The sequence below is a fragment of the Streptomyces sp. NBC_01618 genome (genome assembly GCF_045209435.1).
GTDB lineage: Bacteria > Actinomycetota > Actinomycetes > Streptomycetales > Streptomycetaceae > Streptomyces.
This window is the reverse complement of the sequence record NZ_CP109297.1, coordinates 2,881,785-2,905,342: the sequence shown is the minus strand read 5'-3', so window position 1 is coordinate 2,905,342 and position 23,558 is coordinate 2,881,785. Positions and strand designations below refer to the sequence as shown.

Genomic DNA, 23,558 nt, shown 5'->3' with positions numbered 1-23,558 from the left:
GCGGGCGCCCCCGGGCCGCGGTGCACTGCCCCCATGAGCAACGATCAGCCGACGTCCGGTCAGCCGCCCGAGGACGACCCGTTCCTCAAGAAGCCTCAGGCGCCTCAGGGGCCTCATGGGTCTCAGGGGGCGGAAGGGCCGCAGGGGCCTCAGTGGCCGCAAGAGCCGCAGGGGCCGTCGTCGGGCTCGCCCTACGGCGGCACCCCGCCGCCTCCGCCCGGGCCGCCGCCTGGGCCGCCCGGGCCGCCTCCGCCGCCCGGGCCGCCGCCGTACGATCCCGGTGCCTACGGCGGCGGTGGCCCGTACGGGGGCGTGGATCCGCTGGCCGGCATGCCGCCGCTGGGCGAGCCCGGCAAGCGGATCCTGGCCCGGCTGATCGACTTCCTGATCATCTTGATCCCGCTGTATCTGATCTCGCTGCCATGGGGCGGTGCGGTCGAGATGAACGACAACAGCAGCAACAACGGCGTCAACAATGTCTTCAGCCAGACGTACAGCGGGCACCAACTGCTCTGGTCGCTGATCGGTCTGGTGGCCTACGTCGCGTACGACACGTACTTCACGCACAAGGACGGCCGGACCATCGGCAAGCGGCTGCTGAAGCTGCGGGTCGCGATGCTCAACGACGGCCGGGTGCCGGACACCGGGACGGCGTTCCTGCGGGGCGTGGTGCTGTGGCTGCCGGCGCTGCTGTGCTGCCCGTGCCTGTGGTGGCTGATCAACATCGTGCTCATGTTCACGGACAAGCCGTACCGGCAGGGCCTTCACGACAAGGCGGCGAAGACGGTGGTCGTCCAGACCGACTGAGTCGCTGCCAAGCCCTGCTGCCTCGGTCTTCGTACCAGCTGCTGCCTCGGTCTCCGTACCGGCTCGGTCATCGAGCCCGTACGGAGACCGAGGCCGTATCCGTACTCAGCTCCGCAGGGAATGCTCGCCCAGCAGCTCGTCCACGCGCGCCGCGGCGCGCTGTCCGGCCGTGCGGGCCTGCGGGATCGGGGCCCGGGCGCCGTCGCGGGCGAGGCCCTCGGCCTCGACGGCGGCGGAGACCGGATCGTGGTTCGTGCGCGCCGCGGCCCTGGCCTTCGCGGACTTCGCTGTTTTCGCCCGGGAGGGGTGGGGTACGGTCACGGCCACCAGCAGGCCGAGCGCGAGCGCCGCGGTCCCGATGACGGCGACGCCGAGGCCCGAATCCGTACGGGAGAGCAGCAGCATGGCGAGGGTCGAGAAGACGACGGTGACCGAACCGTAGGAGAGCTGTGCGGCAGTGATACGCGGCATGGCGGTATCCGTCCTCGGGGCATCGGATGGGCAGTCTCTCGACACGCTCGCACTGTCAAGCGACTCTACGACGGTGGATGCCCGAGCGGAACCAGTAGTAAGCATCACCTAACCCACGGTACCGGTGCACGGGGGGCGCACGGAGTCATTCCGTGCTGCAACCCTCGGCCATGACGCTCCGGTTGACCGTACGGGGAGCGTTCGGATATCGGAAACGCGATCCTGCGTAGTGCACTTGCTCTCTTCAAGTCAAGGTCTGTCTTTTCTCTCGTAACTCCGGTCAAATGTCGTCACTTGTGACGCGTATCCGCGCGCGGCCTCTCCACACCACGCCAGGCCGCTGCCGCGGGCGCCGGGGAGGACTGCATCAAGTGACCACTAACAGACGGGCGCTTCGCGCCGCTGCGGTTGTCGTGGCCATGGCCGCGACTGCCGCTACGGCGTCAGCTTTCGCCACAGCCCAGGCGGATGACCACACGTCGGGGGCGAAGGCATCCGCGGTCGAGCGCCGCGATCCGGGTTCGGCCAAGGGCAACTCGCACGACCTGCAGGGCCCCTTCAGCAAGCAGCAGGACGCCCAGCGTCAGGCCGCCCTGGAGCAGGTCATGGCGGGCGACAAGAAGGTGTCGACGCGGAACGGCTCCAAGGTCGTCAAGCTCGACGACAAGAAGTACGTCGAACTCGGCCGCGAGAAGACCGACAAGATCTTCACGGTCCTGGTCGAGTTCGGCGACAAGGTCGACAACACGACCATGTTCGACCCGGACGGTGACGGCCCCGAGCCGGCCGTTTTGAAGTACGGCGGCACGCCCGGCCCGGCGCACAACAAGATAGCCAAGCCGGACCCCAAGAAGGACAACAGCACCGCCTGGCAGGCCGACTACAACCAGGCGCACTTCCAGGACCTCTACTTCGGTACGGGCGCCGGCAAGAACTCGCTGAAGACGTACTACGAGAAGACGTCCTCCGGGCGCTACTCGGTCGACGGCGAGGTCTCCGACTGGGTCAAGGTGCCGTACAACGAGGCCCGTTACGGGTCCAACTACTGCGGCTCGTCCAACTGCGCCAACGCCTGGGACATGATCAAGGACGGCGTGAACGCCTGGGCCGCCGACCAGAAGGCCAAGGGCCGTACGCCCGAGCAGATCAAGGCGGACCTCGCGCAGTACGACCAGTGGGACCGTTACGACTACGACAACGACGGCGACTTCAACGAGCCCGACGGCTACATCGACCACTTCCAGATCGTGCACGCCGGTGAGGACGAGTCGGCGGGCGGTGGCGTCGAGGGCGAGAACGCCATCTGGGCGCACCGCTGGTACGCGTACGGCACCGACGTCGGCGCGACCGGCCCGGCCGGCAACAAGGCGGGCGGCACCCAGATCGGTGACACCGGTCTCTGGGTCGGCGACTACACCGCGCAGCCCGAGAACGGCGGCCTGGGCGTCTTCGCCCACGAGTACGGCCACGACCTGGGCCTGCCCGACCTGTACGACACCACCAACCGCGCCGAGAACTCGGTCGGTTTCTGGTCCCTGATGTCGGCCGGCTCCTGGCTCGGCACCGGCAAGAACCAGATCGGTGACCTGCCCGGCGACATGACCGCCTGGGACAAGCTCCAGCTGGGCTGGCTCGACTATGCCGAGGCCAAGGCCGCGACGGACTCCACCCACGAGCTGGGCGTGTCCGAGTACAACACCAAGAACAAGCAGGCGCTCGTCGTCACGCTGCCCGACAAGGCCGTCACCACCCCTGTCACGAAGCCCGCCGAGGGCTCCAAGCAGTGGTGGAGCGACATGGGCGACAACCTGAACAACACCCTCTCCCGCTCGGTCGACCTGACCGGCAAGTCCAAGGCGTCCCTGGACCTCGCGGGCTTCTGGGACATCGAGAAGGACTACGACTACCTCTACACCGAGGTGTCGGACAACGGTGGCACCAGCTGGACCGCGATCGACGGCACGGCCGACGGCAAGGCGATCCCGCGCGACGCCAGTGACAAGCCGGCCCTGACCGGCGTCTCCGGCAAGTACCAGAAGCTCTCCTACCCGCTGGACGCCTACGCGGGCAAGAAGATCGACATCCGCTTCCGTTACTCCACCGACGGCGGCGCGGGCGGCATCGGCTTCGCGGCCGACACCATCTCGGTCAGCGCCGACGGCGCCGTGATCTTCTCGGACAACGCCGAGGGCGACGACAACGGCTGGACCGGCAAGGGCTTCTCCCGCGTCGGCGAGTCGTTCACCAAGGACTACCCGCAGTACTACATCGCGGAGAACCGCCAGTACGTCAGCTTCGACCAGACCCTCAAGGTCGGCCCGTACAACTTCGGCTTCTCCAAGACCCGTCCGGACTGGGTCGAGCACTACCCGTACCAGAACGGTCTGCTCATCTGGCTCTGGGACACCTCCCAGAAGGACAACAACGTCTCCAGCCACCCGGGCAAGGGCCGGATCCTGCCGATCGACGCGCACGCCAAGCCACTGAAGTGGGCGGACGGCACGGTCATCCGCAACAAGATCCAGCCCTTCGACGCAACCTTCAGCAAGTACCGGACCGACGGCTTCACGCTGCACAACGCCGACGTGCCGGTGCAGATCAAGTCGCAGCTCGGCATCCCGGTCTTCGACGACCACAAGGGAACCTACTGGTACGCGGAGAACGAGACCGGAAGTGTTCAGGTCGCTGACACGAACACCCGGATCACGATCGTCAGCGAGCCGCGCGACGGGTCGACGATGATCGTCAAGGTTGGTGCCTCGCACAAGTAATCCAGCATCACCGCAGGTCAGAGCTTGATCGGCCGTCGCCCTCTAGCGGGCGGCGGCCGATCGTGTTTAGGTGCGTCTTGTTCAGATCCTTATTGACGCGACGTCTCACGGGGGAGTGCGGACATGGCAGGCGGAGGGTTCGACAAGTTGCCGAACGGCAGTGTGGTCGTCGCGATCACCCTGACCGGCCCGACGGACGGAGCGGGTCCGGGCGCCCCGATCCGGGTCCTGGTGCACGCGGCCAACCGGGCCCGCGCGCTGACCCGGCTGCGCAATCTGGGCCTGCGCGCCGTCTACCTGCGGGGCAACGCCGAGCCGCCCACCCCGGACGAGATCACCGCCGTGCTGCACCACCCGGACGGGGTGCTCTGGCGAGCGAGACCGGAGCGGGCCCAGGAGCTCTGGCACCCGATCCGCGCCCTGCTCCGACCGGCCTGAGGCGCCGCGGGGGCGCGGGCGGCGCTGCGAGGGCGCGGGCGGCGGCGCGGCGCGGGGGCGCGGGCGGCGGCGCGGCGCGGGGGCGCGGGCGGCGGCGCGGCGTGGGCGGTGGCGCAGGCGGCGCTGCGGTGCGGGCGGCGCTGCGAGAGCGCGGGCCGGCGCTGCGGCGCGGGTCGTGCGGGTCGTGAGAGGGCTCTACACCACCGGCTTGCCGGAGAGCTTCACGCCCGCCCTGCGGAGCTCCTCCAGCGCCCGGTCCGTGGTCGCCTCGGCGACCCCCGCGGTCAGATCGAGCAGCACATGCGTGGTGAAGCCCGCCCGGACCGCGTCCAGCGCCGTCGCCCGCACGCAGTGGTCGGTCGCGATGCCGACCACGTCGACCTCGGTGACCCCGCGGTCCCGCAGCCAGTCCGCCGGCCCGACGCCGTTCTCGTCGAGGCCCTCGAAGCCGCTGTACGCCGCGGCGTAGGCACCCTTGTCGAACACCGCGTCGATCGCACCCGACGCGACCGCGGGGGCGAAATTCGGGTGGAAGCCCACCCCCTCCGTACCGGCGACGCAGTGCGGCGGCCAGGAGTGCTCGAAGTCGGGCTGGTCGGAGAAGTGGCTGCCCGGGTCGATGTGGTGGTCACGGGTGGCCACCACGTGGCGGTACCCGGCCGGGGCCTCGCCGATCAGGTCGGTGATGGCGGCGGCGACATCGGAGCCCCCCGGCACGGCGAGACTGCCGCCCTCGCAGAAGTCGTTCTGAACGTCCACGACGATCAAGGCGCGGTGCATGGCGGGTGTCCTTCGGTGGGGGACGGTCGTCGGTCATTGGGGGGCATATTCGAGCCTAGAGACTCGGGAGCGGCTTCGGGAGGGGACGTAATCAAGCGTCTTTGGTGATTGCGGCGATCAGGGACGAACCGGCCACGCAACGGCCCCGGTCACAGCCCCCTCACCCGCCCCGTTCCCGCTCACCGGACCCGATACCGGCTCCGTCAGATGTACTCCGTGGGAATGACGGGCTCCCCGCGGGACAGCTGCATCGCGGACATCGGCAGCCCCGCCCGCGCCGCCGTGTGCCGCTCGCGCGCCGCGTCCAACGGCTCGCGGGCGATCACCTCACCACCCCTGACCAGCTCGACCAGCAGCTGCCGCTCGGCCAGCTCCGCCGGTATGGGACCGGTGCCGATCACCTCCGCCTCGGCCACCCCGTTCTCGTCCAGCCGGCGTGCCGCCCACTTGCGACCGCCCACCGACGACTTCGAGCTGAGCGACTTCTTGGCGACCGGACGCAGCGGCTCCGCGGGGTCGGCGGACACGGCGCGGGCGACCATCTTGTAGACCATCGAGCAGGTCGGCTGCCCGCTGCCGGTCACCAGCTGCGTGCCCACCCCGTACGCGTCGACCGGGGCGGCGGCCAGCGAGGCGATCGCGTACTCGTCCAGGTCGGACGTCACCACGATCTTCGTTTCGGTGGCGCCCAGCTCGTCCAGCTGCTGCCGCACCCGGTGCGCGACCAGCAGCAGGTCCCCGGAGTCGATCCGTACCGCACCCAGCTCCGTCCCGGCGATCTCGACCGCCGTACGGACCGCCTCGGCGACGTCGTACGTGTCGACCAGCAGCGTCGTGCCCCGGCCCAGCGAGTCCACCTGCGCCCGGAACGCGTCGCGCTCGGTGTCGTGGAGCAGCGTGAAGGCGTGGGCGCTCGTCCCGACGGTCGGGATGTTGTAGCGGAAGCCCGCGGCCAGGTCGGAGGTGGTGTCGAAGCCGCCGATGTACGCGGCACGCGCCGAGGCCACCGCCGACAGCTCATGGGTGCGCCGTGCACCCATCTCGATCAGCCCGCGGCCGCCCGCGGCGGCGGACATCCGCGATGCCGCGGCGGCGATCGCCGAGTCGTGGTTGAGGATCGACAGGATCACCGTCTCCAGCAGCACGCACTCGGCGAAGGAGCCCTCGACCCGCAGGATGGGCGAGCCGGGGAAGTACACCTCGCCCTCCGGGTAGCCCCAGATGTCACCGCTGAAGCGGTAGTCGGCCAGCCAGGCGAGCGTGGGCCCGTCGACGACGTCCTGTTCGCGCAGGAAGTTGAGTATCTCGTCGTCGAAGTGGAAGTTCTCCACCGCGTCCAGCACCCGTCCGATGCCCGCGACGACGCCGTAGCGCCGCCCCTCCGGCAGCCGGCGGGTGAACGCCTCGAAGACCGAGTGCCGCTCGGCCGTACCGGCCTTCAGCGCGGCCTGCACCATCGTGAGCTCGTACTGGTCGGTGAAGAGCGCGGTCGACGGCACACCGACCCGTCGCCCAAGGTCCGCAGAATTCATGGTCCGGATGCTACCTCTATTTCGTCAGAGTGACGAGATCTCGGGTCGTTTGTGCGATGACCCCTCCCGAGTGGCAGCATGGGGTGGGTGAGCGTCGCCCCCACAGAGATCGAGCGTCCCGAATCGGCCGAGGACAGCCGCGTCGTCCCCGAGCCCGACGTCCCCTGGGTGACGCTGGTCCACAACGACCCGGTCAACCTCATGAGCTATGTGACCTATGTCTTCCAGGCCTACTTCGGCTACTCCAAGGACAAGGCCCACAAGCTGATGCTGGACGTCCACCACAAGGGCCGCGCCGTCGTCTCCAGCGGCAGCCGCGAGGAGATGGAACGCGACGTCCAGGCCATGCACGGCTACGGACTGTGGGCCACCCTCACCCAGGACCGCAACTAGTGCCGTGACCGGCCAGGCGTGCCCCGAGGGGCGCCGGACCGGTCCGATCCTCCTCTGCCCCGCCCGACCCACCATCGGAGAGAACCCATGGCCGGCCACTTCAAGGCCACCCCCGACGGCGGCGCGGCCGTCGCGCTGGACGAGGTGGAGATCGCGATCCTGCGCTCCCTCGCCGTCCAGCTGCTGGAACTGATCGGCCCCGGCGACGAACCCGCCGAGGGCGAGGACCCGCTCGCCGCGCTCTTCGTCGAGGGGCCCAGCGAACCGCCCGCCGACCCCGCCCTCGCCCGCCTCTTCCCCGAGGCGTACGGCAACGAGGACACCGAATTGCGCGCCGCGTCCGCCGAGTTCCGCCGCTTCACCGAGAACGATATGCGCGCCCGCAAGCGCGAGGACGCCCTCACCGTCGTACGCACCCTGGACGCCCTCGCGGCCGAGGGGGACGGCGGCGCCGTGCTCACGCTCTCCGCCGACGAATGCCGCAACTGGCTCGGCGCCCTCAACGACCTCCGGTTGACCATCGGCACCCGCCTGGAGGTCACCGACGACGAGGGCGAGGCCGACTCCCTCTACCGGCTGCCCGACAGTGATCCGCGCAAGCCGATGGTCATGGCCTATCTCTGGCTCGGCGCGCTCCAGGAAACCCTCGTGGAAACCCTTATGCCGTAGTTTCGCAGTTTTCCGTGGTGCCGTAGTTCCGCATTTTCAGGATCCGCACAGGTATCCCCGAGGTCGCGCTACGGGTGCTCGTGCACGCCATCGGCGTACGCGTCACCTGAACGGCCACCTTCACGGCGACCGGAAATTCCCGGTCGTTTTCCCCTGGGCGTAAGACCGGACCACGTCCGGCGCGTCACCCGTCTGCCTCCGACAAGTGTTCACGGTTGCCCGCGGACACCCACCCTGTTCCCAAGGGCAGGGCGCGGAAGGTGGGGAGAAAGGCGCGGCACATGACATCGGCGCAGGTGGACGAGGGACAGGACGGCCGACCGGCCGCGGCGGTCACGGACGCCGGCCCGGCGGGCGAAGGGTACCGGCGGGCCCTCGGCGCCCGGCAGATCCAGATGATCGCCATCGGCGGAGCCATCGGAACCGGCCTCTTCCTCGGCGCGGGAAAGGCGATCTCGAAGGCCGGGCCCAGCCTCGTCCTGGCCTATGCCGTAGCGGGTCTGGTGATCTTCTTCATCATGCGCGCCCTGGGCGAACTCCTCATGTACCGCCCGGTTTCGGGCTCCTTCTCGGAGTACGCCCGCGAATTCATCGGCCCCTTCGCCGGCTTTGTCACCGGCTGGACCTACTGGCTTTTCTGGGTCGTCACCGGAATCACCGAAGTCACCGCGGCCGCCCAGTACATGACCTTCTGGTTCGCCATTCCGCAATGGGTCTCGGCGCTGATCTTCACGGTCATTCTGTACGGGGTGAACCTGATCTCCGTAAAGCTCTTCGGGGAACTCGAATTCTGGTTCTCGATGGTCAAGGTGACCGCCATCGTCGGCATGATCCTCATCTGCGCCGGGATTCTCACCCTCGGCTTCTCCGACGCCGGGGACACCGCGTCCGTCACCCACCTCTGGGCCGACGGCGGCTTCTTCCCGCGCGGCATCAAGGGCACCCTGATGACCCTGCAGATCGTGATGTTCGCCTTCCTCGCCGTGGAACTCGTCGGCGTCACCGCGGGAGAGTCCAAGGACCCGAAGGCCGTCCTACCCAAGGCCATCAACACCGTGCCGTGGCGCATTGCCGTCTTCTACGTCGGCGCTCTCGTCATGATCCTCTCCGTGGTCCCGTGGACCGCGTTCAAGCCCGGCATCTCACCGTTCGTCGCCGCGTTCGAGGAAATGGGCCTCGTCGTCGGCGCCGGAATCGTCAACTTCGTCGTGCTGACCGCGGCCCTCTCCTCCTGCAACTCCGGCATGTACTCGACCGGCCGCATGCTCCGCGACCTCGCGCGGAGCGGCCAGGGCCCGCAGCTCTTCACCCGGCTCACCAGGAGCGGCACCCCGCTCATCGGCACCACGTTCTCCGCCGCCCTGATGCTCGTCGGCGTCTGGATCAACTACCAGTGGCCCGGCGACGCCTTCACCTACGTCGTCTCCTTCGCCACCATCTCCGGCATGTGGGCCTGGATCATGATCCTCTGCTGCCAGCTCCGCTACCGCGGCCTCGCCGACCGCGGCGTGCTCCCGCGGTCCACGTTCCGGGCCCCCGGCGCCCCGTACACCAGCGTCTTCGCGCTGGCCTTCATCGGCCTGGTCGTCGTGATGATGGGCATCGACGAGGACACCAGGATCTCGCTGTACTGCGCCCCGCTCTGGGCGCTCCTGCTCGGCGTCTCGTACATGGTGCGGGGGGCCCGCAACCCCGCGAACAAGGCCTTCGAGAAGAGCTGAGAGCACCCGCCACCCCACAGCCGTGTCCACCATGCGGGCCGCCCCGTACCACTCCTCGGTACGCGGTGGCCCGCATGCCTATCCTGGCGCCATGCTGACCATCACCCAGTCGCTCTACGACCAGATCGTCGCGCACTGCCGCGCCGACCACCCCGACGAGGCGTGCGGCGTGGTCGCGGGCCCGGCCGGAACCGGCCGGGCCGAACGGTTCATCCCCATGCTCAACGCCGCCCGCTCGCCCACGTTCTACGAGTTCGACTCGGCCGACCTGCTCAAGCTCTACCGCGAGCTGGACGACCGCGACGAGGAGCCGGTGATCATCTACCACTCCCACACCGCGACCGAGGCCTACCCCTCCCGCACCGACGTCACCTACGCCAACGAACCCGGCGCCCACTACGTCCTCGTCTCCACCGCGGACACCGACGACGCGGGCCCCTTCCAGTTCCGCTCCTACCGGATCGTGGACGGCGAGATCACCGAGGAGGACGTCGAGGTCGTCGAGGCGTACGAACCCGCCTGACCTCGCCGCACAGCCCGCCCCGGCACACCGCCGGCCGGACGGGACCGGCCCCAGCGAGGTCCCGTCCACCACGGCCGGTCCACCCACCGAACGCCCACCATCCACCAGGTGAGATCACACTCCAGATTGCGGACCGGGAATCGATACGATGACCGCATGGTTCCCCATGACGTGAGCGACAGGACGCCGGGCACACTGCTCGTCGCGCGGCTGCACGTCGACCTGTGCAGGCTCTCCAGCGCGATCTGTACGTGCCGCCTGCCCGCCGGCCGCAAGGCCTGAGCAGGGCTCGCGGCACCGCGAACACATATGCGTCATGCACCAACCCCCGCGCGGGGGCAGAGCCGCGCGCCCCACGCCACCTCCCCGCTTCGATCCGCTTTCGACAGGAGCCCACGCCATGGCCATCGAGGTCCGCATCCCGACCATCCTCCGCACCTACACCGACGGCGCCAAGGCCGTCGAGGGCAACGGAGACACCCTCGCCGACCTCTTCACGGACCTGGACAGCCGGCACAAGGGCATCCGTGAGCGCATCGTCGACGGGGACGAGCTCCGCCGCTTCGTGAACGTCTACCTCAACGACGAGGACGTCCGCTTCCTCGACGGCATCTCGACCAAGCTCAGCGACGGCGACAACGTCACCATCCTCCCGGCCGTCGCCGGCGGCATGAACTGATGCGCTACGACAGCCCGCTCGCCGCGGTGGGCAACACCCCGCTCGTCCGCCTGCCGCGGCTGTCACCGTCGGACGACGTCCGCATCTGGGCCAAGCTGGAGGACCGCAACCCCACCGGCTCGATCAAGGACCGCCCCGCGCTCCACATGGTCGAACAGGCCGAGAAGGACGGCCGGTTGACCCCCGGCTGCACCATCCTGGAACCCACCAGCGGCAACACCGGCATCTCGCTCGCCATGGCGGCCAAGCTCAAGGGCTACCGCATCGTGTGCGTCATGCCGGAGAACACCTCCCAGGAACGGCGCGACCTGCTCGCCATGTGGGGCGCCGAGATCATCTCCTCCCCGGCGGCGGGCGGCTCCAACACCGCCGTACGCGTGGCCAAGGAACTGGCCGCCGAGCACCCCGACTGGGTCATGCTCTACCAGTACGGCAACCCGGACAATGCGGGCGCCCACTACGCCACCACCGGCCCGGAGATCCTCAGCGACCTCCCGTCCGTCACCCACTTCGTGGCCGGCCTCGGCACCACCGGCACCCTCATGGGTGTCGGCCGCTACCTGCGCGAGCACAAGCCGGACGTCAAGATCGTCGCCGCCGAACCCCGCTACGACGACCTGGTCTACGGGCTCCGCAACCTCGACGAGGGCTTCGTTCCCGAGCTCTACGACGCCTCGGTCCTCACCACCCGCTTCTCCGTCGGCTCGGCGGACGCCGTCACCCGCACCCGCGAACTCCTTCAGCAGGAGGGCATCTTCGCGGGCGTCTCCACCGGCGCCGCACTCCACGCCGCGATCGGCGTCGGGAACAAGGCCGTCAAGGCGGGGGAGTCGGCCGACATCGTCTTCGTCGTCGCGGACGGCGGCTGGAAGTACCTGTCGACGGGCGTCTACACCGCCCCCACGACGGAAGAGGCCATCGAAACCCTGCACGGCCAGCTCTGGGCATAACCCCAGCTCTGGGCATTACCCCAGCTCTGGGCATTACCCCAGCTCTGGGCATTACCCCAGTTCTGGGCATTACCCCAGCTCTGGGCACAACCCCGGCACTCGAACGCCGGACGAGCCGAACCACCGGCCCGTCCGGGGTTCGAGCCGAACCACCGGCCCGTCCCACCTCGCCCCACCCCGCCTCACCCGAGCTTCCGCACCCGTTCCCAGACCCCCGCGTCCACCACCCCCACCAGCCGCCGGAACCCCAGCAGGGCGACCTCCCGCAGCTCATCCGTCTCCAGGAAGCTCGCCCGCCCCCGCGCATCCCCCACCGCACCCGCGGGCAGCGCGATCACCCCCTGCCGCTCCTCGTGATGCCGACTGGTGATCTTCGCGACGAGCGCCGAGTCACCCCGTACCGACAGCACCAGACAAGGCCGGTCCTTCGTCCCCGGCCCGTCCTCGTACGGCACCTCGGCCCACCAGATCTCACCCGGCCTCGGCCGCCGCTCCGGCGCACGCCCCGGCCCCGCCGGCGGACGCGTCCGCCCGCCCGGACGCCCGCCCGGACGCCCGCCCGGACGCCCGCCCGGACGCCAGTCCGAGCGCCGCCCGCCCCGCCCCCGCCCATCGGCAACTACCGCGACGAGCGCGAACAGCACGACAACCGCAAACGCGATCCACCACCACGACATGCTCATGTCCCGACCGTACCGGCGCCCCGGCCTCTTCCATCGAACCGGTGACAGAGCAGGTGAGTTCCCCCACAACGGACGGCCATGGAGGAGCGACCGGCTGTTTTGCGCCTTACGCTCGACAAACCGCTCAACAGACCGCACGAACCCTCCCCGTTCCCACGTCTCGGAGGTTCACGCTCCATGAAGCTCACCGTCGTCGGCTGCTCCGGCTCGTTCCCGTCCGCGGGATCGGCATGTTCGAGCTACCTCGTAGAGGCCGACGGCTTCAGGCTGCTCCTCGACATGGGCAACGGCGCCCTCGGCGAGCTGCAGCGCCATGTCGGTCTCTACGACCTCGACGCCATCTTCCTCAGCCACCTCCATGTCGATCACTGCATCGACATGTGCGCGTACTTCGTCGTCCGTTACTACCGGCACGACGGGGGCCGTCCCAGCCCCATCCCTGTCTATGGCCCCGACGGCACCGAACAGCGGCTGACCACCGCCCACGGCGACACCCCGTCCGAGCGGGCGATGAGCGAGGTCTTCGACTTCCACACCCTCAAGCCCGGCTCGTTCGAGATCGGCCCCTTCTCGGTCCGTACGGAGAAGGTCTGCCACCCCGTCGACTCCTTCGCCATCCGGATCGAGCACGGCGGCCGCACGCTCACGTACTCCGGCGACACCGGTGTGTGCGAGGCCCTGGACGAGCTCGCCGAGGGCGCCGACCTGTTCCTCTGCGAAGCATCGTTCACCCATGGCAAGGAGGACATCCCGGACCTCCACCTCAACGGCCGCGAAGCGGGCGACATCGCCGCCCGCGCCGGAGTGGGACGGCTCGTCCTCACCCACATCCCGCCGTGGACCGACGCCGACCGCAACCTGGCCGACGCCCGCATGCTCTTTTGCGGACCGGTGGAAGTGGCGGCACCGGGCGCGGTGTACGAGATCTGACGGCCCGCCCATCCGGGGCACGACGAAGCCCTCACCTCCCGCAGGGAAGGTGAGGGCTTCGTCGTGACCGGGGTGAGGCTACTTCGCCTCGGCCTTGAGGAGCTCGGCAAGCTCCTCGTCGGACTCGCGGCCCGGAGTCGGCAGGTTGAACCTGGTGATCGCGAAGCGGAAGACCACGTAGTAGACCACCGCGAAGCAGAGGCCGACCAGCACCAGCAGCCACGGCTTGCTCGCGATGCCGAGGTTCAGGACGAAGTCGACCAGGCCGGCCGAGAAGCCGAAGCCGTCCTTGATGCCGAGCGCCCAGGTCAGGGCCATGGACACGCCCGTAAGGACCGCGTGGATCGCGTACAGCACCGGGGCGATGAACATGAACGTGAACTCGATCGGCTCGGTCACACCGGTGACGAACGAGGTGAGCGCGAGGGAGAACATCATGCCGCCGACGACCTTGCGGCGCTCCGGACGGGCACAGTGGACGATCGCGAGGCAGGCCGCCGGAAGGGCGAACATCATGATCGGGAAGAAGCCGGTCATGAACTGTCCGGCCTGCGGGTCACCGGCCAGGAACCGGGCGATGTCTCCGTGGGCGCCGTTGTAGTCGCCCGCCTGGAACCACGGGAACGAGTTCAGCAGGTGGTGCATGCCGACCGGGATCAGCGCACGGTTGGCGACACCGAAGATGCCCGCGCCTACGGCGCCGGAACCGACCAGCCACTCACCGAAGTTGTGCAGACCGGTGCCGAGGACCGGCCAGATCAGACCGAAGACGATGCCGATGATCAGGCCCGCGAAGGCCGACAGGATCGGGACGAGGCGACGGCCGCTGAAGAAGCCCGCCCAGTCGGGCAGCTTCGTCCGGTAGAACCGCTGGTAGATCAGGGCCACGACGATGCCTATCACGACGCCGCCGAGCACACCGGCGTTGACCGGTGCGTCGTTCATGACGATCTTGCCGTCCACGACGCTCGCGACCTGGGGCAGGCTGCTGTCGGTGAAGGTGGCGAGCACCTTCTGGAAGACCAGGTAGCCGGTGACCGCGGCGAGGGCCGTCGAACCGTCCGACTTCTTGGCGAAGCCGATCGCGATACCCACGGCGAACAGCAGCGCCATGTTGTCGAGAATGGCACCGCCGCCCGCGGCCATGTAGCCGGCGAACTTCGTGATGAACGTCGGGAACGAGTCGCGGCCGAGCATGTCCGCGTTGCCGAGCCGGACCAGCAGCGCGGCCGCGGGCAGCACCGCGACCGGCAGCATGAGGCTGCGGCCGATGCGCTGCATGACCGCCATCACGCCGGCGCCCTTCTTCTTGGTGACCGCGGATGCGGTGTCTGCCGTGGACATCAACTTCCTCCATGGGGCAAGGCGCCGCCCAGGTCATTGACGGGGGGAGGCGACGACTCGAGAAACGCGGCAGAACGCACGCGGTCTGGACCACTCAGTGGTGTAGACCAGTTGTAGCACGGTGTGGGATGGATAAGGAACCTGCGATTTGCGACTACTTCGCATGAGCCATCACCCACGCTCGGTGACATAACGAAGACCCCCGGGCCACAAGGTCCGAGGGTCTGCTTCCGCCAGGTCCGAGCCCGGCCGATGTGCTATTTAGTGAGGTTTCTCTCGATCTCGTCCTCCACCTCGTCGGGCTCCCGGCCCGGAGTCTGGAGATTGAACCTGGTGATTGCGAACCGGAAGATCGCGTAATAGACGCCGGCGAAGACCAGGCCGATCGGAATGATCAGCCACGGTTTCGTCGCCAGACCCCAGTTGATGACGTAGTCGATCAGGCCCGCGGAGAAACTGAAGCCGTCCTTGACCCCGAGCGCCCAGGTCACCGCCATCGAGACACCGGTGAGCACCGCGTGGATCGCGTACAGCACCGGCGCGATGAACACGAACGAGTACTCGATCGGCTCGGTGATGCCCGTCACGAACGACGTCAGGGCGACCGACAGCATCATGCCGCCGACCGCCTTCCGTCGATGCGGCTTGGCGCAGTGGTAGATCGCCAGCGCCGCGGCCGGGAGGGCGAACATCATGATCGGGAAGAAGCCCGAGGTGAACTGGCCGGCCGTCGGGTCACCCGCCAGGAACCGGTTGATGTCACCGTGCACGACGGTGCCGTCCGGCTTGGTGAAGTCGCCGAACTGGAACCAGACGAACGTGTTCAGGAACTGGTGCAGACCGATGACCAGCAGCGCGCGGTTGGCGACACCGAAGATGCCCGAGCCCGCCCAGTCCAGGTCCACCAGCCACTTGGAGAAGCTGGTCAGACCGTCACCGATCGGCTGCCACACCCAGGCGCACAGCGCCGCGAAGAGCAGGCCGACGAACGCCATGATGATCGGGACGAGCCGGCGGCCGTTGAAGAAGCCCAGCCAGTCCACCAGCTTGACCCGGTGGTACCGCTGCCAGAACCAGGCGGACAGCAGACCCATCACGATGCCGCCGAACACCCCGGGGTTCTGGTAACCGGCCTGCGTGACCGTGGTGTCCGGCAGTACGCAGACCCCCGACCACATACCGGCGCCGCTGAACCTGGCCCCAGGGGCGCAGCCCACCGGGAAGGCGTGCAGGACCGCGTAATAGACGAGAAAACCGGTCACCGCGGCGAGCGCCGTCGAACCGTCCGACTTCTTCGCCATGCCGATCGCCACACCGATGCAGAACAGCAGCGGAAGACCGAGCCCCGAGTCGAGCAGCGCGCCGCCCGCCGCAGCGAACACCTTGGCGACATCGCCCCAGTGCAGCCCCTCGTCGCCGAATACGTCCGGCTGGCCCAGCCGGTTGAGAATGCCTGCCGCCGGCAGGACGGCGATCGGGAGCTGGAGGCTGCGGCCCATCTTCTGGAGGCCCTGGAAGAGGCCGTTCCACCACGTTCTCCGTGGCACTGCGGCACTGCTCGAGCTCATCGGCGTCCTCCCGGAACAAAGTGCGGTCGGGGGTCGTTGCAGACTGGTGTAGACCAGTTGGGGTACGGTGCGTAACCCGCCTGGAAGACAGGTCACCGATGATCGTCATCATTGGGGACGGTCCAGTCACTCGCCCGCGAAGCTGGGCCAAACGTGCGTTACGTTGACGAAACGGACCCGTGGTGGGCCGTCGTATGCATGGGAACAATCAGGGAGAAGGCCATGGCCAGCAAGGCTGAGAAGATCGTCGCCGGGCTCGGCGGTATCGACAACATCGACGAGATCGAAGGCTGCATCACGCGCCTGCGCACCGAGGTCCACGACCCCAGCAAGGTCGACGAAGCCGCGCTGAAGGCCGCCGGAGCCCACGGCGTCGTCAAGATGGGCACCGCGATCCAGGTCGTCATCGGCACCGACGCCGACCCCATCGCCGCCGACATCGAAGACATGATGTGACCGGCCGCCGAATCACCGGCTGACCTCCCGGCCGCCCCCGCCGGACCCCGCTGGGCCCGAACGAACCAACGCGGCACCACACCACCCCCACCCCCCACTAGCACCAGCACCCCGCAGGCCCCGTCCGCCCGCCCGGACGGGGCCTGCCCCGCACCCGAACGGGTGCCGCCCCGCACCCGATAGGGTCGATGGCATGTCTCGTATCGACGGCCGCACCCCCGAACAGCTCCGCCCCGTCACCATCGAACGCGGATGGAGCAAGCACGCCGAAGGCTCCGTACTCATCTCCTTCGGCGACACCAAGGTCTTCTGCACCGCCTCCGTCACCGAAGGCGTCCCCCGCTGGCGCAAGGGCAGCGGCGAAGGCTGGGTCACCGCCGAATACTCCATGCTGCCCCGCGCCACCAACACCCGCGGCGACCGCGAATCCGTACGCGGCAAGATCGGCGGCCGCACCCACGAGATCAGCCGGCTCATCGGCCGGTCCCTGCGCGCCGTCATCGACTACAAGGCCCTCGGCGAGAACACCATCGTCCTCGACTGCGACGTCCTCCAGGCCGACGGCGGCACCCGCACCGCCGCCATCACCGGCGCCTACGTCGCCCTCGCCGACGCCGTCACCTGGGCCCAGCACAAGAAGCTCGTCAAGCACGGCCGCAAGCCGCTGACCGACACCGTCTCCGCGGTCAGCGTCGGCATCGTCGACGGCACCCCCCTCCTCGACCTCTGCTACGAGGAGGACGTCCGCGCCGAGACCGACATGAACGTCGTCTGCACCGGCGACGGCCGCTTCGTCGAAGTCCAGGGCACCGCCGAGGCCGCCCCCTTCGACCGCAAGGAACTCGGCGCCCTCCTCGACCTCGCCACCGCGGGCTGCGCGGACCTCAAGGTCCTCCAGAACGAGGCCCTCGCCCGCACCCTGGGCGAGTAAAGAAGCAACCAAATACGCACCACAACGCGTCGTTACGGGCACGGGCGCACGGGTCGAACCGTGCGCCCGTCCGCGTATCCGCACCCGGGGAGGAACCGCACCATGGCCAAGGCCGCCCGCCACCGCCGTACCACCGTCGCGCTGACCCTGACCGCCCTCACCCTCACGCTCACCGCGACGGCCGGCTGCGGCGCGGTCGACAAGGCACTCGACTGCGTGCGAACCGCCGACGCCATCGCCACCAGCGTCGACAACCTCCAACAGGCCGTCTCCAACGCGTCCAACGACCCCACCCAGGCATCCGAAGCCCTCGACGACATCGAGAAGGAACTCGGCAACCTCGGCGACGAGACCGACAACGCCGACCTCGGCAAGGCCATCGACCACCTCCGGACCGGTATCGGCAACGTCCGCGACTCGATCGACAAGGGCGACGCCACCCCCGACATCACCCCGGTCACCGACGCCGCCAAGGAGATTGGCAAGGTCTGCAGCCCCTGACCACCACCGATACTGGGTGACATGACCCGCCTCATCCTCGCCACCCGCAACGCCGGGAAGATCACCGAACTCCACGCGATCCTCGCCGACGCAGGCATCGACCACGAACTCGTCGGCGCGGACGCGTACCCGGACATCCCCGACGTCAAGGAGACCGGCGTCACCTTCGCGGAGAACGCCCTGCTCAAGGCCCACGCCCTCGCGAAGGCCACCGGCCACCCCGCCATCGCCGACGACTCCGGCCTCTGCGTGGACGTGCTCGGCGGCGCCCCCGGCATCTTCTCCGCCCGCTGGTCCGGCGCCCACGGCGACGACCGGGCCAACCTGGACCTGCTCCTGGCCCAGCTCTCCGACATCGATGACGCCCACCGCCGGGCCCACTTCGCCTGCGCGGCCGCCCTCGCCCTCCCCGACGGCACGGAACGCGTGGTCGAGGGCCGCCTGACGGGCACCCTGCGCCACACCCCCTCCGGCACGAACGGCTTCGGCTACGACCCGATCCTCCAGCCGGACGGCTCCACCCGCACCTGCGCGGAACTGACCCCGGCGGAAAAGAACGCGATCAGCCACCGAGGCAAGGCGTTCCGGGCGCTGGTGCCGGTGGTGCGGGAGCTGATGGGGTGACAACCTCTCGGTGAACGCGACAGGCCCGGCTCGCTGCAGAAGCGAGCCGGGCCTGTCACCGGGGTACGCGAGGAGGGACTCGAACCCTCACGCCGCTAGGGCACTGGTACCTAAAACCAGCCTGTCTCACCAATTCCAGCACTCGCGCGTCTCCGACAGTCTACAAGGGAAGGCTGTCGGAGACCCGAAGACCTATCTGGCGGCCGATGAAGCAGCGCGCCGGTTCCGGCACCATGTGTCAGTGAGCGTGTGGCAGTTGGGGCAGAGGCGGCGAAGGTTCTCGGCCACCTCAAGTCCGAGTGCACGCATGACGTCCGCGTAGCCGGCAGCTCGCGTTCAGTTGTGCGGGGCAGTGCCGACGGGCCTGGTTCAGATGCCGAGATCCTTGATGATTTTGGCTACGTGGCCGGTGGCCTTGACGTTGTAGAGGGCTCGCTCGACCTTGCCGTCCTCGTCCACGACGATCGTGGAGCGGATGACGCCCGTCACCGTTTTGCCGTAGAGCTTCTTCTCGCCGAAGGCGCCGTATGCCTCCAGGGTCTCCTTGGAGGGGTCGCCGACCAGGGTGACCTTGAGGTTTTCCTTTTCGCGGAACTTGGCGAGCTTCTCGGGCTTGTCGGGGGAGACGCCGATGACGTCGTATCCGGCGCCTGCGAGGAGCTCCAGGTTGTCGGTGAAGTCGCAGGCCTGCTTGGTGCAGCCGGGGGTGAGGGCGGCCGGGTAGAAGTAGACGATGACCTTGCGGCCCTTGTGGTCGGCGAGCGAGATGTCGTTGCCGTCGGCGTCGGGGAGGGTGAAGGCGGGGGCGGTGTCGCCGGGCTGGAGTCGCTCGCTCATGGTTCTCCTCAGTTGGACACGTGGGGTGTATGGGACCGAGCGTAGTAGGGGTGCCGCCGGGTGCGTGGGCGGTGGAGCTGACAGACTGTCGATGAAGGTTTACCGGACGAGGACCACGGAGGCGGCGCAGTGTCGGATGCCAGGACCCCTGCGCAGATCGAGGCGGACATCATCAGCAGGCGTGAGCAGCTTGCGGTGGTGCTCGATGAGATCGGGGTGCGGGTGCACCCGAAGACGATCATGGGTGATGCCAAGGCCAAGGCTGCCGAGGCCGTGGACCGGACGGCCGGGCGGGCTTTTGTCGCGGTGAACCGGGCGGTGTCGGACGTGAAGGCGCGGTTCGTGTCCGAGGACGGTTCTCCGCGTCTGGAGCGGGTGGTCCCGGCGGCGTTGCTCGCGGTGGGCGTCGTGGGTCTGCTGACGGTGTCGAAGCGGCGCCGGAAGAAGTGATGGTGCGGGCCGTGTGCTCCGCAGGTGTGTACCCCGGAGGCGTGTGGAGTCGCGGTGGACAGGTAGGTTGCGGGGCGTGAGTGAGAACACCGACGACAAGCTGCCCATCCGCATGTTGCACGACCGTGTGCTGGTCCGGTCCGATACGCCTGAGGGCGAACGGCGTTCCGGTGGCGGCATCCTGATTCCGGCGACGGCTGCGGTCGGTCGTCGGCTGGCCTGGGCCGTGGTGGTCGCAGTGGGCCAGAACGTGCGGACGGTGGAGCCGGGTGACCGTGTGCTGTACGACCCCGAGGACCGTGCGGAGGTCGAGGTGCGCGGTGTGGCGTATGTGCTGATGCGCGAGCGGGATCTGCATGCGGTGGCGGCGGACCGGTTCGAGGGGTCGGTGGATTCCACCGGGCTGTATCTCTGAAGTCGGCGGTAGCGACAGCAGCAGTGGCGGTGTGGCCTGGTGACCGGAGTCACCAGGCCCTTTGCTTGTTCTTTGCTACGGTGGGCTGACCCCCCGACGAGATGCGCCGTACCGGGTTATGCAAAGACGACGCACCGTGTTGTTCGTGTTCTGTCTCGTCGGAGGTGCCGTCATGGCGTGGGTTCTGCTGCTGGTCGCCGGTCTGCTGGAAGTGGGCTGGTCGATCGGGATGAAGTACACCGAGGGGTTCACCCGGCTGTGGCCGAGCGTGTTCACGGGTGCCGGGATCGTGGCGAGCATGTTGTTGCTGTCCCAGGCGGCGAAGACGCTGCCGATCGGGACGGCGTACGGGGTGTGGGTCGGTATCGGCGCGGCGGGGGCGGCGGTGCTCGGCATGGTGGTGCTGAACGAGCCGGCGACCGCTGCCCGGATCTTCTTCATCTGTCTGTTGCTGGTGGCTGTCGTCGGGCTGAAGGCGACCTCGGGTCACTGACCCGGGGCCGGGGGAGCCGTGGGAGCCGTGGGTGGCGGAGGCGGTGCGGGGGCCGGGGTGCCTCGGGCGCCCGGGAGGAAGTCGTAGCGGTCCCTGCCGCCGTTGTCCTCGCCGCGGGGGCCGCCGCCGTTGTCCGGCCCGCCGTTGTCCGGCCCGCCATTGTGCTGTCCGCCGTCCTGCCGTCCGCCGCCGACCGGGTTGCCCATGTCTGCGCCGCCGGTGGTGGCTTCGCCGCTTCCGGGGCTCGGCGGGCTGCTGGGTGCGGTGCTTCCGGAGCTGCTCGGCGGCGTGCCGGAGGGGAGATTTGACGGCGCCCCGGTTTCGCCGGGGACGGTGCTTTCCCCGGTGGGCGGGGCGGTTTCCTCGGCGCCGCTTTCGAGGTTGAGGGCGAACTCCTCGACCGTGGTGCCGCGCAGCGCGGCTTCGGTGTACTGGGCCCAGGCCTGGGCGGGGGCGCCGCCGCCGTTGATGCGGGCCAGTCCGAGCGCTCCGTAGAGGGGCTTCTGTACGCCGGTGTCGGGGTCCTGGCCCATGACGGCGATGACGGTGGTGAGGTCGGGGGTGTAGCCGGCGAACCAGGCTGCCTTGTCGTCCTCGGCGGTGCCGGTCTTGCCGGCGGCGGGGCGGCCGGCGGCCTGGGCGGCGCTGCCGGAGCCGTTCTCGACGACGCTCCGGAGGATCGCGGTGGTGGTGTCGGCGGCTTCGCGGCTGACGGCCTGCTCGGTGTTCCTGCCGGGGAGTTCCAGGTCCGTGCCGCCCTTGCTGACCTTGTCGACGAGGACGTACGCGCCGTGCCTGCCGTGGTCGGCGAGGCTGGCGTACGCCTCGGTCATGTCGAGGACGCTGGCCGTGGCGACGCCGAGTGCGATGGACGGGGTGGCGGTGAGGTCGGGGGTGTTGCGGGGGATGCCGAGGCCGACGGCGGTCTGTTCGACCCTTGCGGGGCCGACGTCTTCGGCCATTTGGGCGTAGACGGCGTTGACGGACTTGTCGGTGGCTTCGCGGACGGTGATGGGTCCGTAGCTGATGTCGTCCTCGTTGGCGGGGGCGTATCCGGTGGGTCCGTTCGGGCCCTCGACCATGCGTTTGTTGGTGCCGTCGTACACGGTGTTGGGGGTGATGCGCCGGCCGTCCTGGGTGGTGGAGCCGTTCGCGACGGCGGAGGTGAAGACGAACGGTTTGAAGGTGGAGCCGACCTGGTAGTCGCGGCGGGTCGCGTTGTTCACGTACTGCTTGGTGTAGTCGACGCCGCCGTACATGGCGACGACGCGGCCGGTGCCGGGGTCGATGGAGGCGCCGCCGACGCGGACGTTGCGGTCGGCCTCGCGGTCGCTGCTCGTCTGGGACATGACGTTGTCGTCGACGGCTTTGACGAGTGCGTTCTGTTTCTTCTTCTCCAGTGTGGTGGTGATCCGGTAGCCGCCGGTGGCCAGGGTGTTCTCGTCGATGACCTTGTTGGTGGTGAGGTAGTCCTCGACGGCCTGGATGATGTAGCCGCGTTGTCCGGAGAGCCCGGTGGGCGGCTTGACCTTGCCGGGTACGGGGAACTTCATGGTGGCGCGGGTGCGGGCGCCGAGCCACTTCTCCTTGACCATGCCGTCGATTACGTAGTTCCAGCGTGCGAGGGCGTCCGCCTTGTTGCCGGGGTGGACGACGACGTCGTAGGCGCTGGGGGCGTTGAGGAGGGAGGCGAGGTAGGCGCCTTCGGCGGTGGTGATGTTGCCGATGTCCTTGCCGTAGTAGGCCTGTGCGGCGGCCTGGATGCCGTAGGCGTTGCGGCCGAAGTAGCTGGTGTTGAGGTAGCCCTCGAAGATCTGGTCCTTGGATTCCTCGCGGTTGAGTTTGACCGCGATGAAGAACTCCTTGATCTTGCGGGTGATGGTCTGTTCCTGGCCGAGGTAGTAGTTCTTGACGTACTGCTGGGTGATGGTCGAGCCGCCCTGGGTGCCCTTGCCGGTGAGGGTGTTCCAGGCGGCTCGGACCATGGCTTTGACGTCGACCGCCCGTTCGGAGTAGAAGTCGCGGTCCTCTGCGGCGAGTACGGCGTGCTGGACGGTGAGCGGCACCTGGGCGAGTTCGACGTTCTCGCGGTTGATCTGGCCGGAGCGGGCGAGGACGCTGCCGTCCTTGTAGAGGTAGACGTTCGACTGCGCGGTGGCGGTGGCGTTGGCGGGCGGGATGTCGACGAGTTCGTACCCGGCGATGAAGCCGCCGATCAGGAGCAGGGCGACGGCGAGGACGCCGCCGAGGACCATCCGCCAGGTGGGGACGGCGCGGCGCCAGCCGGTGCGTCTGGGCCGTCGGGGTCGTTCGGGCTGCGCCGCGGTGCCGCCCTGGTGTCCGCCGTGACGACCGACCGGTTCACCGCCGTGGTGACCGACCGGTTCACCGCCTTGCTCTCCCCTGTTGCCGCTGTTGCCGCCGTGGGCGGACGGGTCCCTGGGGACCCAGCCCCGGGGTTCGTTCTCCCCGCCCGGCTGCTGTGGCTCGTCGCTCATGTCCGTGCAGACTCCTCGGCCGCGGTCAGTTCCCCCATAGTGCCCTTTTCTAGGGAATAAGCACCGGATCGACCGCCAAAAGCGGTCGCGGCGG

Annotated in this window: 26 protein-coding genes, 1 tRNA gene and 1 riboswitch; of the genes, 18 read left to right on the top strand and 9 right to left on the bottom strand. The window is 68.8% G+C overall.

The genetic code is table 11. The features are described from left to right. Positions 1-33 precede the first annotated feature (33 nt). Complete coding sequence (locus tag OH735_RS13645) at positions 34-807, top strand: RDD family protein (RefSeq protein WP_406381755.1); 774 nt, start codon at positions 34-36, stop codon at positions 805-807. 105 nt (positions 808-912) lie between these two features. Here the strand turns inward: OH735_RS13645 and OH735_RS13640 are convergent, their stop codons facing one another. After that, positions 913-1,278, bottom strand: coding sequence for a hypothetical protein (locus OH735_RS13640; protein ID WP_406381754.1), 366 nt, complete (start codon positions 1,276-1,278; stop codon positions 913-915). Positions 1,279-1,649: 371 nt separating this feature from the next. On the opposite strand from OH735_RS13640, the gene OH735_RS13635 reads away from it, so the two are divergent. Continuing rightward, the gene (locus OH735_RS13635) at positions 1,650-4,049 is read left to right on the top strand and encodes an immune inhibitor A domain-containing protein (RefSeq protein ID WP_406381753.1); all 2,400 of its coding nucleotides are present in this window, start codon (positions 1,650-1,652) and stop codon (positions 4,047-4,049) included. Between the two features lie 123 nt (positions 4,050-4,172). Then, complete coding sequence (locus OH735_RS13630; protein WP_406381752.1) at positions 4,173-4,487, top strand: hypothetical protein; 315 nt, start codon at positions 4,173-4,175, stop codon at positions 4,485-4,487. Between the two features lie 195 nt (positions 4,488-4,682). Here OH735_RS13630 and OH735_RS13625 read toward each other — a convergent pair whose 3' ends face one another. Then, the gene (locus tag OH735_RS13625) at positions 4,683-5,267 is read right to left on the bottom strand and encodes a nicotinamidase (RefSeq protein ID WP_406381751.1); all 585 of its coding nucleotides are present in this window, start codon (positions 5,265-5,267) and stop codon (positions 4,683-4,685) included. 203 nt (positions 5,268-5,470) lie between these two features. Further along, positions 5,471-6,799, bottom strand: a complete 1,329-nt coding sequence (locus OH735_RS13620; RefSeq protein WP_406381750.1) for a nicotinate phosphoribosyltransferase — start codon at positions 6,797-6,799, stop codon at positions 5,471-5,473. Between the two features lie 78 nt (positions 6,800-6,877). Here OH735_RS13620 and clpS point away from each other — a divergent pair, with 78 nt between their 5' ends. The 7 genes from clpS to OH735_RS13585 all read left to right on the top strand — a co-directional run bounded on the left by clpS (position 6,878) and on the right by OH735_RS13585 (position 11,734). After that, positions 6,878-7,192 (top strand): ATP-dependent Clp protease adapter ClpS, encoded by a 315-nt coding sequence (gene clpS / locus OH735_RS13615; protein WP_266746437.1) that lies wholly within the window; start codon positions 6,878-6,880, stop codon positions 7,190-7,192. Between the two features lie 87 nt (positions 7,193-7,279). Then, positions 7,280-7,861 (top strand): DUF2017 domain-containing protein, encoded by a 582-nt coding sequence (locus OH735_RS13610; RefSeq protein ID WP_406381749.1) that lies wholly within the window; start codon positions 7,280-7,282, stop codon positions 7,859-7,861. A 281-nt stretch (positions 7,862-8,142) separates the two neighbouring features. Next, positions 8,143-9,582 (top strand): amino acid permease, encoded by a 1,440-nt coding sequence (locus OH735_RS13605; protein ID WP_406381748.1) that lies wholly within the window; start codon positions 8,143-8,145, stop codon positions 9,580-9,582. Between the two features lie 91 nt (positions 9,583-9,673). Then, positions 9,674-10,105 (top strand): Mov34/MPN/PAD-1 family protein, encoded by a 432-nt coding sequence (locus OH735_RS13600; protein WP_406381747.1) that lies wholly within the window; start codon positions 9,674-9,676, stop codon positions 10,103-10,105. Positions 10,106-10,261: 156 nt separating this feature from the next. Beyond that, positions 10,262-10,387, top strand: coding sequence for a putative leader peptide (locus OH735_RS13595; protein WP_384458230.1), 126 nt, complete (start codon positions 10,262-10,264; stop codon positions 10,385-10,387). A 118-nt stretch (positions 10,388-10,505) separates the two neighbouring features. Continuing rightward, positions 10,506-10,784, top strand: a complete 279-nt coding sequence (locus OH735_RS13590; RefSeq protein ID WP_406381745.1) for a MoaD/ThiS family protein — start codon at positions 10,506-10,508, stop codon at positions 10,782-10,784. After that, a complete protein-coding gene (locus OH735_RS13585) occupies positions 10,784-11,734 on the top strand; it encodes a PLP-dependent cysteine synthase family protein (RefSeq protein ID WP_406381744.1) in 951 nt (316 codons plus the stop codon). The genes OH735_RS13590 and OH735_RS13585 overlap by 1 nt, the downstream gene beginning before the upstream one ends. Before the next feature lie 182 nt (positions 11,735-11,916). Here OH735_RS13585 and OH735_RS13580 read toward each other — a convergent pair whose 3' ends face one another. Further along, the gene (locus tag OH735_RS13580) at positions 11,917-12,417 is read right to left on the bottom strand and encodes a type II toxin-antitoxin system PemK/MazF family toxin (protein WP_406381743.1); all 501 of its coding nucleotides are present in this window, start codon (positions 12,415-12,417) and stop codon (positions 11,917-11,919) included. Between the two features lie 177 nt (positions 12,418-12,594). Here OH735_RS13580 and OH735_RS13575 point away from each other — a divergent pair, with 177 nt between their 5' ends. Beyond that, on the top strand, positions 12,595-13,347 hold the full coding sequence (locus OH735_RS13575) for an MBL fold metallo-hydrolase (protein WP_406381742.1): 753 nt from the start codon (positions 12,595-12,597) through the stop codon (positions 13,345-13,347). A gap of 78 nt (positions 13,348-13,425) precedes the next feature. On the opposite strand, the gene OH735_RS13570 is transcribed toward OH735_RS13575, so the two are convergent. Together OH735_RS13570 and OH735_RS13565 are read right to left on the bottom strand one after the other, a co-directional pair. Further along, a complete protein-coding gene (locus OH735_RS13570; protein WP_406381741.1) occupies positions 13,426-14,691 on the bottom strand; it encodes a PTS transporter subunit EIIC in 1,266 nt (421 codons plus the stop codon). Between the two features lie 257 nt (positions 14,692-14,948). Then, positions 14,949-16,259, bottom strand: coding sequence for a PTS transporter subunit EIIC (locus OH735_RS13565; protein WP_406381739.1), 1,311 nt, complete (start codon positions 16,257-16,259; stop codon positions 14,949-14,951). 198 nt (positions 16,260-16,457) lie between these two features. Here OH735_RS13565 and OH735_RS13560 point away from each other — a divergent pair, with 198 nt between their 5' ends. From OH735_RS13560 to rdgB, 4 genes are all read left to right on the top strand, one after another. Continuing rightward, positions 16,458-16,715 carry a glucose PTS transporter subunit EIIB gene (locus tag OH735_RS13560; protein ID WP_406381738.1) on the top strand — a complete coding sequence of 86 codons (258 nt, stop codon included), beginning with the start codon at positions 16,458-16,460 and terminating at the stop codon, positions 16,713-16,715. Between the two features lie 193 nt (positions 16,716-16,908). Beyond that, a complete protein-coding gene (gene rph, locus OH735_RS13555; RefSeq protein WP_406381737.1) occupies positions 16,909-17,646 on the top strand; it encodes a ribonuclease PH in 738 nt (245 codons plus the stop codon). A gap of 102 nt (positions 17,647-17,748) precedes the next feature. Next, positions 17,749-18,147: a hypothetical protein gene (locus OH735_RS13550; protein WP_406381736.1), complete on the top strand. Its 399-nt coding sequence runs from the start codon at positions 17,749-17,751 to the stop codon at positions 18,145-18,147. A 21-nt stretch (positions 18,148-18,168) separates the two neighbouring features. Further along, positions 18,169-18,771: an RdgB/HAM1 family non-canonical purine NTP pyrophosphatase gene (gene rdgB / locus OH735_RS13545; protein ID WP_406381735.1), complete on the top strand. Its 603-nt coding sequence runs from the start codon at positions 18,169-18,171 to the stop codon at positions 18,769-18,771. A gap of 64 nt (positions 18,772-18,835) precedes the next feature. On the opposite strand, the gene OH735_RS13540 is transcribed toward rdgB, so the two are convergent. After that, a tRNA-Leu gene (locus OH735_RS13540) sits at positions 18,836-18,919 on the bottom strand. Positions 18,920-19,140: 221 nt separating this feature from the next. Continuing rightward, on the bottom strand, positions 19,141-19,608 hold the full coding sequence (gene bcp, locus OH735_RS13535; RefSeq protein WP_406381734.1) for a thioredoxin-dependent thiol peroxidase: 468 nt from the start codon (positions 19,606-19,608) through the stop codon (positions 19,141-19,143). A 129-nt stretch (positions 19,609-19,737) separates the two neighbouring features. Here bcp and OH735_RS13530 point away from each other — a divergent pair, with 129 nt between their 5' ends. The 3 genes from OH735_RS13530 (at position 19,738) to OH735_RS13520 (ending at position 20,966) form a co-directional block, all read left to right on the top strand. Continuing rightward, a complete protein-coding gene (locus OH735_RS13530) occupies positions 19,738-20,058 on the top strand; it encodes a DUF3618 domain-containing protein (RefSeq protein ID WP_406381733.1) in 321 nt (106 codons plus the stop codon). A 76-nt stretch (positions 20,059-20,134) separates the two neighbouring features. After that, on the top strand, positions 20,135-20,473 hold the full coding sequence (locus OH735_RS13525; RefSeq protein ID WP_030923137.1) for a co-chaperone GroES: 339 nt from the start codon (positions 20,135-20,137) through the stop codon (positions 20,471-20,473). Positions 20,474-20,547: 74 nt separating this feature from the next. Continuing rightward, positions 20,548-20,609: riboswitch (guanidine-III (ykkC-III) riboswitch) on the top strand. 36 nt (positions 20,610-20,645) lie between these two features. Beyond that, positions 20,646-20,966, top strand: coding sequence for a DMT family transporter (locus OH735_RS13520; protein ID WP_406381732.1), 321 nt, complete (start codon positions 20,646-20,648; stop codon positions 20,964-20,966). On the opposite strand, the gene OH735_RS13515 is transcribed toward OH735_RS13520, so the two are convergent. Beyond that, the gene (locus OH735_RS13515; RefSeq protein ID WP_406381731.1) at positions 20,960-23,464 is read right to left on the bottom strand and encodes a transglycosylase domain-containing protein; all 2,505 of its coding nucleotides are present in this window, start codon (positions 23,462-23,464) and stop codon (positions 20,960-20,962) included. The two genes, OH735_RS13520 and OH735_RS13515, sit on opposite strands and share 7 nt — an antisense overlap. Positions 23,465-23,558 lie beyond the last annotated feature (94 nt).